The following is a 12,136-nucleotide window of genomic DNA, read 5'->3' on the forward strand; positions in this document are numbered from 1 at the left end:
CCGCAGGTACCAAAGGCCGCATCATTGATGACATCAGCCGCATCGAAGCGGGTGGCGGAACCACGATGTATCCCGCCATGGAAGAAGCCTACAACTCTCTCCAAGCGGCCACCGCAAAGCTCAAGCACGTCATCGTGCTGACAGACGGAATCTCTTCTCCTGGGGACTTCGAAGGGATTGCCCAGAGTATGGCTTCTTCCCGTATCACATGTTCGACGGTCGCCGTGGGTGAAGGGTGTGATTCGAAGCTGCTGGAAGAGATCGCGAGGATCGGCCAGGGACGTTACTTTGAGGCCATGGAGGCCAGCACACTTCCCCAGATTTTTGCTAAAGAAACCATGACCGCCAGCAAATCGGCGATCAATGAACAGCCGTTCGTTCCGCAACTGCTTCGACCGACGCCTGTCCTCGCCGACATCGACTTTGAAACAGCCCCGTTTCTGCTTGGGTACGTTGTCACCAGACCTAAGGCCACCTGCGAATTTATCCTGGCGACAGAATCGGGAGACCCGCTGCTGGCATGGTGGCGATACGGACTGGGAACCACTGTCGCGTTTACTTCTGATGCGAAAAGTCGCTGGGGAGCAGAATGGCTCACATGGCCAGGTTTCAGCAAATTCTGGGCTCAAGTAGTTCGCCAGTCGATGCGTAAAAATGACGTGAAAGGGGTCGTCGTCGACGTGAAGCAGGAACGTCGTCGGGCCACGGTCAGCCTCGACGCGATTGACCCTTCCGGCCGATTCTTGAATCGAGCGGAAACGGAAGTCACGGTGATCGACCCTCAGTTGGGCCAGCACAAGCTCGAAATGAAACAAACCAGCCCCGGTCGCTACGTTGCCGAGTTCGATACCCCGTTGTCCGGGGCGTATCATCTGAATATGACCCAGAAGACATCGGGAGGAACACTGCTGCATCAGCAGACACGGGGCCTGATTGTGGGCTATCCCGACGAACTCAGGCTCCACCCCACGAATGAAGACCTGTTAAAGACCCTTGCCAGTACATCAGGCGGCCGATTTTCGCCCGCCCCTGACGAGATCTTTCCCACAGACACGGGAGACCGACAGAGTGAAGGCCAGCCAGTAGTGCGCCCGCGAACGGTCCAGAGAACCACTCCGCTTTGGCCGCCACTGGTGACAATCGCCTCTCTTCTGTTCTTGCTGGATGTCGCATTGAGAAGGATCGACTTCAGTCTCTGGTGGCCCTGGCGGGGCCGATTTCGCTGAAGCAGGCCGTTTCCACGTCCCCCATTCAGAGGCCGGAGATTGGCCGTCTTCCGCCGCTCAAAGATCGGATAGGGAAGAATCCGGAATCTCACCGTCCCCGAGCGACTGTCGTAGCCCATCAAGAATGGGCGACTCGTTCCGGCATGCGGGAAGATTCTGTCCGTGCGATACGGGCTCGATGAGAACTCCGGGTGGAGCGTAAACACGGCATCGCTTTCCCTTTCCAAAAACGTGCTCGACACGAATTTGCTTATCGTCAACAATAATGGTAAATGCCGCTCCTTTAACGGTTCGTTCCGGCATAAATGGCGATCTTTCTTGTGTGAGGGATTGAAAGGGATGATCGAGAGACACGGCGAGTTCGACTGAGATGAAAATTCAGAAACCCGGTTACATTTCCTGAATCTCATAGACTGTTGAGACCAGCTCCATGTGGTACTTCCTTCCCTTGGCGGAAAAAGTAAACGAACAGGGGATGAAATCTTCTCCCCCCAGCGCGGCGTTGATCTGCGACTTTATCAACCGTCCGTCATCATTCGCCGCATTGTCCACCAGCCAATCGGCCAGTTCCTGCTGGTACCGTTGCAGCCGTTTCCATTCCCGAGCTCCCAACTCCCAGTCAGCTCGCTGTTTTGCCACCTGACGTTCGAGCTGCTGACAACGATGCTCCATTTCGCCGGTCGTCTGGAAATGGAGGTCTCTTTCGCTGGAATCGAGAGCCGACATAGTGCACCCTGCAGATTAACCGAATCATATTGCGTCGCAGCCACAGCAACACAACTTCACGACAAAATACCGACAAAGATTTATGACGTCAAGAATGCAGTTGTGATTTTCTTTTGACGGACTTACGTTTTTGCTTTACCGATGACAAAAGGTAATGACGCGTCAAGCGTTAGGTTTTCATTTCATTTTTCAGGAGAGATTTGCGTGCCATTGAAATACGAATCCAAAAGCGCAGAAATGGTGGCCAGCACGGCAGAGTCACTGAAGAAGGCGACGGAACAACTGACCCAGGTTGCGATGGAAATGCAGCAGCACAAGCTGACCCATGCTCTCTTTCCCTGGACGCAGCGACAATGGGATTGCCTGGATGTCATCATTACCATGGCCAATCAGTGTGTCGCCGTCCTGCCGGCCCAGATTGTTGCAAAGAATCAAGGTCGACCTTCTCAGTATGAAATTATGCAGAAGCGTTCCAAACGCGATGTCGCTGCACGGAAGGCTCGGATGGCAGCAACGACTTCAGCCACGGATGCTACACCCAAGAAGCGAGGTCGCCCGGTCAAGAAGAAGGCCTGACGCCTGCGCACAGCGGGGTTTCGACAGTTCGATCCAAGATTGTCCGAGAGTCGTAACGCTTGAAGGATGCGATGTCGCGTGCCAGAAACTTTTCGCCGATGGCGACTACTCATTTCTTCGAGTCGATGCCAACGGCGACAGAGAGGGATTTGCTGTCACTGACGCCGTTCCTGTACGATGTCTCCGGGGTTTCAGTCAACCAATCCTAGAGCGGAGGGCGTCATGAGCAGTGTACCAGTCGCACTCAGCGGGACAGGCGAAATTCCGATCCCCGTGGACGTCCGTGAGACCGAAGGTGCGCGACGAATCTTGTTTTTTGACGGCGTGTGTGGCCTGTGCAACTGGTCCATCGACTTCGTCATGAAACGTGATTATCGGAAGCAGTTCCAGTTTGCCCCGCTGCAAGGTGATACCGCGAAGTCACTGTTATCCCCAGCAGATGTCAACAACCTCGACACCATGGTGCTGTGGGTCGCAGGGCGTACCTACAGGAAATCGGCGGCGGTGATCAGAATACTCTGGCAACTGGGGCCCGGTTGGCGCGTTCTGGGGGTACTGCTGTGGCTCATTCCGCTTCCTCTGCGGAATCTTGGATACACGATCGTCGCAAAGAATCGATATCGCGTGTTTGGTAAGAAAGAGTCGTGTCGCCTGCCAACCCCCGAAGAACGAACTCGCTTTCTTCCTTAGTCCCCAGAGAAAAGGAAGAGTGCTCATCTGACGCAGCAGCTCGAGCGGCTGAATGCGTGTGATTTCGACAACGGCCGCAAGGATTTGCCCGCAAAGCTTTTGACGGAAGATTCCAGAATGCACGAGTCCCGGGACGCCGCTGCACTGTCGGGCGCCCTGGGACTTCGAGACCGTCAACAACTTCGTTCAGACGTCCAGGTCTTTCACGTCGAGTGCATGCTTTTCGATGAATTCGCGGCGCGGCTCAACGGCATCGCCCATTAATACCCGAAACATCTCGTCCGCAGCGGCAGCGTCAACCATCGTGACCTTTAACAGCGTTCTTGCGGCGGGGTCCATCGTGGTATCCCACAACTCTTCAGCGTCCATTTCACCCAGTCCCTTAAAGCGGGTGACCTTCATTCCTCGCTCGCCCAGATCCCGAAGCTCACGCAGCAATTCCCGGAGGCTGGTCAGGCGTACGGTATGGTCTTCCTGCTGGATTCGGAACGGATAGAAGGTTTCACCGTCTTTGGCCCCAGGGGGATAAAGATCGGGTAGACGAATTCCATAACCTTTCAGCTCACGCAGCGCATCGTTGATCGTTCGCATCTCGTGCAGATCGACAATCTGAAGCAAACCATCTTTCGCAGCTCCCGGTGTGGCGGGTGCCACGTTTTTGCTCGGAGCAGGCGTACCGTTGGCTTCACCGGCAATCTCCAGCTCCTGCCCCCGCTTCTTCTCTTCCTCCTGGACGAATTGTTCGACCTCATCCCGCGTATGGAACCACTGTTCTCGCTTACCCAGAAAGACTCGATACTGCGGCAATGGCTTTTCAGGGTCAGGCGATTGCTGGTGTAGATATTTCAGAGTGAGTCCGCGACGTTCCAGAAGCTCGATTGGCTCTTCGATCCGGCCGAGCAGGGTGACGATTCGCCGGAGATGATCTCCTTCGATTTCGACTCCGTCAGAGAAGACAACCCGACTTCCATTCAGCCCCAACTCCATCAGCTCAGACACCATCTTTTCGTGCGTTTGCACGTAGCGGCTCTTGTTCCGCTGAGTGACTTTGTAGAGTGGGGGCTGGGCGATGTAGATACACCCATTCTCCACAAGGGGCTTCATGTGGCGGAACATGAACGTCAGCAACAGAGTGCGAATATGGCTTCCGTCGATATCGGCATCGGTCATGAGAATGATTTTGCCGTAGCGCCGCTTGGTCACATCCTCAAACTCTGCCATCGGTGGAATACCGATCGCCTTAAACAGATTCGAGATTTCCGCGTTATCCAGGATCTTGATCAGTTGAGCTTTCTCAACGTTCAGGATCTTTCCTCGTAGCGGAAGGATCGCCTGGACGTTCGAATCACGTCCGGTATCGGCCGAACCACCGGCCGAGTCCCCTTCCACGAGGTACAGCTCGGTGATATCGAGCTCGCGACTGCGACAGTCACGCAGTTTTTCGGGTAGTCCACCCGAGGTGAGAGCCCCTTTCCGCCGCACCATTTCGCGAGACTTGCGAGCCGCTTCGCGCGCTTCCGCAGCCATCAGCCCTTTCTGCGCGATGCGTTTGGCGATGTTCGGGTTCTCTTCCATGAACTTGGTCAATTGCTCGAAGACGATCGAGTTGACAATCCCTTCGACGGAGGCGTTGACCAGCTTTTCCTTGGTCTGCCCCTGAAACTGGGGATCAGGAACGCGAACAGCCACAACCGCCACAAGACCTTCACGGAAGTCGTCACCTGAAGGAACGATTTCTTCAAACAGCTTTTCGCGTTTTCCGTAGTTGTTGATTGCGCGCGTCACTGCGGCCCGGAAACCACTGAGGTGCGTCCCCCCGAGGAAGTTATTGACGCAGTTTCCGAACGTCCGGACGTTCTCATTGAAGCCATCGTTGTGCTGGATTGTGACAGCGACTTCAATGCCGTCCTGCAGTCCATTGATACGGATAATCGGATCGTACAGGGGCGTTTCTGTCCGATTCAGCCAGCGAACAAATTCCACAATTCCATCGGGGTAACAGAATTCATCCTGCTCCCCCGATCGTTCATCCAGAATTCGAATGCGGACCCCGGCATTCAAAAACGCCAATTCCTGCAATCGCTTGGCGAGGGGCTCAAAGTTGTACCGAGTGTCCGGAAAGATGTCGGGATCGGCCTTAAAGGTGATCTTGGTCCCCGTCGTATCACTCTTGCCCAGCTTCTTGAGCTCAGTTGTCGGCTTACCTCGAGCAAAATCCATCGTCCAGACATGACCCTCGCGGCGAACTTCCGCTTCAAGCCATTCGGCAAGCGCATTCACCGCCTTGATACCGACTCCGTGAAGCCCCCCGGTACCGACCTTGTAACCACCGTCGCGGTTGAACTTTCCACCAGCGTGAATGTTGGTCAGCACGACCTCGAGGGCCGATTTATTGTCTTCTTCCGGCATCGGACCGACAGGAATCCCGCGGCCGTCGTCAGAAACTGAAACGCTTCCGTCTGCATGAATCACCACGGAGAGGTGAGTCGCATGTCCGTTCGCACATTCATCAATGCAGTTATCTACCAGTTCATAGACGAGATGATGCAAACCCAGCGTTGTCGTGTCACCGATGTACATCGCAGGACGGTGCCGAATCCCCTCAAGCCCCTTCAGCGCCTGAAGATGTTCAGGACCGTATTCACTGCTGGCTGAAACAGACCCGGTTGCCGCGGATTGCGAAACGTCGGAGGACTCATTCATCGGTGGATTATTCGGGTCAGACAAAACAGTTCTCCATCTCAAAATTGAATGCTGATGCAGGATTGATTCGTGCGAAAAGCAATTCGGTTCAAATCAGGTTCCGCTCAGCTTGAATTTCAATGTTCGAATGTTCAAATGCGGGTAGCGCTGCCTGATGAGTTGCAGCAGTTCAGGCCCCTGAAACGAGGCAAGCTCACTCAGCAGTGGCGCGTTGTCGACCGCGACCGTCAACGTCCCCCGACTCAACTTCGCCGGGCGAGTTTGAGCAGCCAGATCGGGCCCAGCCACCTGCTTCCATGCGGCCTCAAGCTCGTTTTCGCTGCGAACTCTCGCAAAACCACGAAGGGCAATGAGTTCGCTGAGGGCGATGGATAAAGGAAGTGGATCACGAGCGGCCATGCGTGCGATCTTGCGTTTCAGGTGAACTTTTAATTGTACAGCTCGAACAATTCGAACTACCGTCAGGTGCTGCGTCCCTGCTGAGACACCTCAGGCTGGTTTAGCGATCCCGTGCCAGCGGCATCACAACGTAGGTGTAGTTATCGTCGGTCACCAGCGCGGCCCGGTCGTCATGACTGATCAGTTTCAAATGAAACTGCGAACTGGAATCGAGAACTTTCAGGAAATCGGCCACGTAACGAGGGTCGAATGTGATCGTCAGTTCTGGCCCGTCATAAGCGATCGGCATTTCAATTTTCGACTGCCCAATGTCCGCAGCCTGACTGTTCAACCGCAACGTACCCGCTCCGAACTCGAAGTCGACACCGCGACTTTCCTCGCTCGTTACGATCATCGCCTGTCGCACTGCCGAGTAGAACGGTGCCACGACCAGGTCAATCGTCGAGTTGTAAGTATCTGGTACCACTTTGCGGTAATCGGGGAACCGCCCCTGAACCAACTGACTGGTAATGGTGGTCCCGCCACATCGAACCACGATGTCGTTCTGGTGCAAGGCGATGTGAACTTCTCCCGATCCATCGCCGAGACTTTTCTCTATCAATCCCATGGCCTTGGACGGGACAACGGGGGGAGTGGCCGGAAGCTCTGGACGTCCCACCATACTGGATGCCGCGCTCACAACCGCCAGCCGCCGACTGTCAGTGGCGGCCAGGGTCAGTTGCTCAGCTCCCAGTTCCGTCTGGATCCCGCCCAGTGCATAGCGAGTGCTCTCACTGTCCGTCGCGAAGATCGTTCGACGAATCATCATGCGAAGAGCCATTGCTGGCACGACAAAGTAGTCTGATTCTTCAAACGCAGCGACAGGAGGGAAATCAGCAGGATCTTCCGCAGAAAGCCTAAACTCGCTGTAACCGCACCGAATCCACGTCGCATCGCCAGTGACTTCGAGTTTAACAACATCGTCACTCAGCTCGCGCAGCACTGACAGCACCCGCGACGTCGGCAGCAGCGCCTCTCCACGCGAGTCTGACTCGACATCAGGAACCTCGCAGCGAATTCCGATTTCACTGTCACTTCCGATCAGCACGGCTTTGCCGCCACCCACCTGAATCTTGACGTTCTTAAGGATATCTTTGGTGGTGCGAGACGGAACCACGCCAGAAACCGTTTGAAATGCGGCTGTTAAGGAGTTTCGCTGGCACGTCAGATGCATAGTGGACACATATTTTAAAAGGACGATTGACGAGTCGGAAACGAAGGCCGCCTGACTCGATTTCTGTTTACAAAACGCCGACATTCGCCGGGCTGTAAAGTATAACAGAAACACGGATTATCCGCACGCGAATTAACCGTTCTGGCCCCTCTTTCCCGCCCAGATTTCCACCTGTGCGGAAGTGACAAAAACCGGCCGCCAGCGCCGATGAAAATGCCTCGACGACTTAAACCGGCGCTCCCCACCCTGGGTCGCCGAACCGTGACTTCCTTTTTTCCGGGCGACCAGCGCGAACGTACTCTCTCACCTCCGCCGCCGCGCCGAATTACGGGAACACATCCGTCTGGAGTGATTTCAACACGACCGACCGCAGCGACTCAATCTGCCCGCACAGTGCGCGACAACCGGTCACCGTAACCGGCTGCACGATAGGCCTGTTCCGTGCGACCAAATGCTTCCGACTCCGCATCGATCAAAGTGGCGTGGCGGGGAGCGAGCAATCCAATGGCGTCCGGCACATCAAGCACCCGCAGCACATTAAGCAGTGCTGGCCCCTGACGGTGCGATGCAGGAGGGTCCACGACCAGGACTTCGCTGATACAGGACTCGAGTAGTGCGGCATACACACCCAACACCCCGGCCGCACCGCGTCCTGCAACACCAATCGTCAATTCATTACCGTCAGCCTCGTGCAACCAGCGAGCGACAGACTGAACGTCATAGACGCGACCTGCGTCGACCGTGCGACCAACCAGAGCGTGGGCTCGCTCAACATAGCTGGGGGGATTTTTTCGTGTCCATGCCAGCGATTGCCCTGCACCTCTGGGACTGATAACAACAACGGACTGATTTGCCAGGTCCGTCGCTGCAACCCAGGCCGGAAGCGTTCCTTCGAGATCCTCCGTATCCAGTACCACAAGCCAGATTCGTTCCCGATGTTCCGGCGATCGGGGTCGCGATTGTTTCGCTTCGTGCCGGGCAGCAATCACCAGTATGTCGTCTTCAGTCCCCAGAATCATTTGACCATCAGGTCTCGTTTCCCTCACGACGGCAGCAGGAACTTGCTCGGGCCACTCACGAAAGACACGCTCCTGCAGGCCGTCTCGCAAATTGCTGGACCACGCCAGGAACTCGTCCCTGCTGGTCGGAGGGACGGGGTTTGCCCGGGGAACGAAGGTTTCATCGATCACCGCATTAAGGCGATCAGAAGGCAAATCACTGTCCTCAGGGAAGACTCGCAGAAGTTTCCCCTCGATTGCAGCCAGCTTCGGCTCGTCAACATCGGCATTGTCATTCTTCAAATGTCGATTGATCCAGCGATAGGCCATCAGCCTCAGTTCCTGATTGTCCAGATGTCCTCCTGGCGTGACGCCCACATCAAACAGTTCCCCCTTGGACTTTTCATACCACCCATAGATCTGAGCGAGGCGTTCACGAATTCGCTCATTACCGGGCATCGGGAAAATCGGGTCATACCCCGAGTTCTCAAACAACATGGGACGCGGCGCAATCAAGGCCGCCAGGGTCGTCCATTCCCATCTGTAAGTGTTGTACATGAACATGCAGTCGCAGTGACCGTCGCAGACCTTTTCGCTGACATAGGTTTGCAGATCGCTCAACCCGCTGACCGGCACGCAGACTTTCACCCGGTCGTCTGCTGCGGTAATCCATAGCGTAGCAGCCCCCCCACCGCTGCGTCCGGTGACGGCCAGCTTATCGGCGTCGACATCCGCTCGCGAAGTGAGGTAGTCCAGTGCTCGAATGCCGTTCCAGCACTCCACTCCTGCGGGAGTATACCCAGCAGAATGCCACCACCAACGTTGCTCACGGTACGTTCCATGGTGAAGCCCAGCGATCTCGCCCAACTGCAGCGTGTCGATCATCAGACAGATGTAGCCATGTGAGGCGAACCACCGCCCATGGTGCTGGTAGCCGGTCTTGTTGCCATCGCGACCCCGATTGGCGTGCCCGCAGACGTACAGGACAGCAGGAAGCTTCCCCTCGACCTTGGCGGGTCGATACAGATTCCCCGTTACGTACAGGCCGGGACTGCTCTGAAAATGAAGCTTCTCAACATGGACATCATCCAGCTCCAAGGTCCCCGTCACCGTGGCATTGAGCGGGGTTCGCTCGGGAAGCGGCCACAACCCAAGCATATCGAGATACCGACGTTTCAATTCGTCGCGTTGAGCTTCCCATTCTTCCCGGGACTGGGCTCCTTCCAGGACGCGGCTGCTCAGCCGGGCCGTCTCAAGGATCAGGTGACTTTCCATCATCGCATCACCGGGCTTGGCAGAGGGCGTCTCCTGCGCCCATAACCCTATTGATGACAGCGCCACGATGCAAACGACACTCAAATTCCGAGACATACGGCATCGCCCTTTCGTCAGTAGTTCACTACGACTTGCGTCCCACCCATCTGCTCAAGGGCCGCGACGTCCGTTCTACCGACCCTCGCCCCCAAGTTCCACTGTCACTCAATTCATGGCCGGCCATGATCACAGGCATTCCCTCGACAAGCGAGGGTCTCCGCCAGAGAACAATCACGCGACGTGGTAGAACCACGTGGGCAGCCTCTATTGCGCGAGGGCCCCCCACGAAGAGAAACCTTTTCGGGCCAGTGCCGGGGGAGCGATGGTCAGACCGCTCTACGATGAGTCATCTGAGTCCAGCAGGTTATAGCGTTTCGGACGATCGGAATCGTCATCCTCGAGCTCCACTCCTCCAAGGCGACCATCTGTCAGATCCATGCCAAAGCCAGCTTTTTCCAGCAGACTCTGCGAGAAAAGCTGTCGAACAATGGGAGGGGGCGCATCGCTGGCAGGGACGTACTCAACCTTGTAGTGATGTTTATGGAGCGTCAGTGTGCTTCCCGGCATCAAGACGTCAAAAAGACAGCGTTCGCCGTCGACCGAAGTGCCGTTTGTGCTGTTCAGGTCCTCGACATGCCAATACCCGTCTTTCAAGATCAGCTTGCAGTGACGTGAAGAGATCGAGGGAAGCCGAATCGGGATATCACAACCTCGCCCCCGTCCAATCGTCATCTCCGGTGAAGTGAGCACGATGGGGTCACCTCCCTCTTCCGGAATGAGCCTCCCCAGTTCGACCGGAGGAAGTGGACGCGGGCCGGGCTCCGCTATGTGAGCAGGAACCGGCGCAGGAGCGGCGGTCACAACTTCGGCATCAGGCATTACGGGCGAAGGCGAAACATTCGAGACGGGTTCTGAAGAAACAACATTCTCTGATGGCAGGTTCGTATCTTGCTGGTCTTCCGGACGCGATAGATTGAGGAATGCCAGCGCGATTTCATCATCGGCGCTTAGACTTGAAGCCCGGGTTTTTGAGAGCTTTCTCCGAGTCGACTTTTTTTCTGATGACTTGGCAGATGGATTCGTCCTGGAATGCTTCGCAGCCTGATAGTCAACGACCAGTTTTTGACGGCCGAGGGTCAGGACATCTCGAGGAGAAATTCGCTGTTCCGTGATGCGACGACCATTGATGGATGTACCATTCCGGCTGTCCAGATCCAGCACCCACCAGGAACCGTCCTTAAATTCCAACCGACAGTGATGGCCGGATACCGAGGAACAGGCAATCGGAATATCGCAATCCGACTTACGCCCCAGCAGCAGGCTTGGCTTCAGCAACGGAATCGACGCTCCGCCGTCACTTGGCAACAGTTTCCCCAGCACTCTTCAGATCTCCTCCATCCGTTGTCCAAGCACAGGAGTTTGGACTGAGCGGCGCACATCTGCCAGTGCCCGCGATTGCCGCCTTATTCGCATGAGATACTTCCCTCACGCGTCATGTCATCCAGGATGGAATGCGCTCACCCGATGCACGGCGTTCCTGCTTTGATGCTGGCCGGTGGCAAACAAGACATTCGCAATCAAAGCCAGCACCCTTTCGCGATTGTGTCCTGCCCGAACAGTTCTATCAACCGACTCTCCCATGTTTAGCCAGTTTACACCGCATGTTCAGTGGGGTTACAAGAACATTTACGACAGATCAGTGAATTTCCCCGTCTAATTCAACCGGCAAACCTGTTCCATCGACCAAAAACCGGAACTTTCATACAGAACAATCACCATACGTTCACTTTCCGATGGCACTTTCCGGTTGAAAGTCTCCTTGAACAAACCCCTGCAAAAGTTCACACACTCTGCCAAGCTCTCGCTCAAACTCGACAAAGCAGATGTGCGCCATTTCAATCTCGCCCTGCTTACCCAGAGATTCCAGCCGTTCTGCCAGACAGCGACAGCCCTGCGCACCAATTGCCCCCACAGCCCCCTTCAGTGTATGTCCCAATTGCTGTACAGAGGTTGCATCACCGGAGGCCAGCGCAGCGGCCAGTCGCAGTTTCAGCGAATCGACCTCTTCCAGAAGAGCACCGGCTACGACCTTCAGCAGCTCGCAATCCCCATCAACAGCGGAAAGCGCTTCGGACCAGTCGATGAGGGTTGTGATGTTCGCATCGGTTTTCGCCTCATCGTCATCCGAAAAATTCCTGGAGAGAATCTCGTCGAGTTCGTGGGTCCGAATCGGCTTGGAAAGGTAATCGTCCATGCCGCTCTCGAGACAGCGTTCACGATCCCCCTTCATC

At 55.7% G+C, this 12,136-nt stretch carries 11 protein-coding genes; 3 read left to right on the forward strand and 8 right to left on the reverse strand.

Annotated elements, in window-relative coordinates:
- Positions 1–1,226 (forward strand): VWA domain-containing protein (locus VGE80_RS18330; protein ID WP_440593670.1); only part of this gene is annotated, 1,226 nt, incomplete at its 5' end.
- 57 nt (positions 1,227–1,283) lie between these two features.
- Here VGE80_RS18330 and VGE80_RS18335 read toward each other — a convergent pair.
- A complete protein-coding gene (locus VGE80_RS18335) occupies positions 1,284–1,529 on the reverse strand; it encodes a hypothetical protein (RefSeq protein WP_440593671.1) in 246 nt (81 codons plus the stop codon).
- Positions 1,530–1,616: 87 nt separating this feature from the next.
- A complete protein-coding gene (locus VGE80_RS18340; protein WP_440593672.1) occupies positions 1,617–1,952 on the reverse strand; it encodes a hypothetical protein in 336 nt (111 codons plus the stop codon).
- 204 nt (positions 1,953–2,156) lie between these two features.
- On the opposite strand from VGE80_RS18340, the gene VGE80_RS18345 reads away from it, so the two are divergent.
- Both VGE80_RS18345 and VGE80_RS18350 read left to right on the forward strand, forming a co-directional pair.
- Positions 2,157–2,528 carry a hypothetical protein gene (locus VGE80_RS18345; protein WP_373649239.1) on the forward strand — a complete coding sequence of 124 codons (372 nt, stop codon included), beginning with the start codon at positions 2,157–2,159 and terminating at the stop codon, positions 2,526–2,528.
- 222 nt (positions 2,529–2,750) lie between these two features.
- Entirely contained in the window at positions 2,751–3,218 is a 468-nt protein-coding gene (locus VGE80_RS18350) for a thiol-disulfide oxidoreductase DCC family protein (RefSeq protein ID WP_373649240.1), read from the forward strand.
- A 186-nt stretch (positions 3,219–3,404) separates the two neighbouring features.
- On the opposite strand, the gene VGE80_RS18355 is transcribed toward VGE80_RS18350, so the two are convergent.
- From VGE80_RS18355 to VGE80_RS18380, 6 genes are all read right to left on the reverse strand, one after another.
- On the reverse strand, positions 3,405–5,921 hold the full coding sequence (locus VGE80_RS18355; RefSeq protein ID WP_373649241.1) for a DNA gyrase subunit B: 2,517 nt from the start codon (positions 5,919–5,921) through the stop codon (positions 3,405–3,407).
- Between the two features lie 93 nt (positions 5,922–6,014).
- Complete coding sequence (locus VGE80_RS18360) at positions 6,015–6,320, reverse strand: DUF721 domain-containing protein (RefSeq protein WP_373649242.1); 306 nt, start codon at positions 6,318–6,320, stop codon at positions 6,015–6,017.
- 100 nt (positions 6,321–6,420) lie between these two features.
- The gene (gene dnaN / locus VGE80_RS18365) at positions 6,421–7,533 is read right to left on the reverse strand and encodes a DNA polymerase III subunit beta (RefSeq protein WP_375314938.1); all 1,113 of its coding nucleotides are present in this window, start codon (positions 7,531–7,533) and stop codon (positions 6,421–6,423) included.
- Positions 7,534–7,910: 377 nt separating this feature from the next.
- Entirely contained in the window at positions 7,911–9,902 is a 1,992-nt protein-coding gene (locus VGE80_RS18370) for an alpha/beta hydrolase family protein (RefSeq protein ID WP_440593673.1), read from the reverse strand.
- A 279-nt stretch (positions 9,903–10,181) separates the two neighbouring features.
- Entirely contained in the window at positions 10,182–11,225 is a 1,044-nt protein-coding gene (locus VGE80_RS18375; protein WP_440593674.1) for an FHA domain-containing protein, read from the reverse strand.
- Between the two features lie 403 nt (positions 11,226–11,628).
- Positions 11,629–12,136 (reverse strand): Hpt domain-containing protein (locus tag VGE80_RS18380; protein ID WP_440593675.1); only part of this gene is annotated, 508 nt, incomplete at its 5' end.

The sequence above is a fragment of the Schlesneria sp. genome (genome assembly GCF_036405755.1).
GTDB lineage: Bacteria > Planctomycetota > Planctomycetia > Planctomycetales > Planctomycetaceae > Schlesneria > Schlesneria sphaerica.

Excerpts from the sequence above, each read along its gene's own strand:
- VGE80_RS18335 (WP_440593671.1), bottom strand. The coding sequence starts at position 1,529 with ATGCCGGAACGAACCGTTAAAGGAGCGGCATTTACCATTATTGTTGAC.
- VGE80_RS18340 (WP_440593672.1), bottom strand. The coding sequence starts at position 1,952 with ATGTCGGCTCTCGATTCCAGCGAAAGAGACCTCCATTTCCAGACGACC.
- VGE80_RS18350 (WP_373649240.1), top strand. The coding sequence starts at position 2,751 with ATGAGCAGTGTACCAGTCGCACTCAGCGGGACAGGCGAAATTCCGATC.
- VGE80_RS18355 (WP_373649241.1), bottom strand. The coding sequence starts at position 5,921 with ATGAATGAGTCCTCCGACGTTTCGCAATCCGCGGCAACCGGGTCTGTT.
- VGE80_RS18360 (WP_373649242.1), bottom strand. The coding sequence starts at position 6,320 with ATGGCCGCTCGTGATCCACTTCCTTTATCCATCGCCCTCAGCGAACTC.
- dnaN (WP_375314938.1), bottom strand. The coding sequence starts at position 7,533 with ATGCATCTGACGTGCCAGCGAAACTCCTTAACAGCCGCATTTCAAACG.
- VGE80_RS18370 (WP_440593673.1), bottom strand. The coding sequence starts at position 9,902 with ATGTCTCGGAATTTGAGTGTCGTTTGCATCGTGGCGCTGTCATCAATA.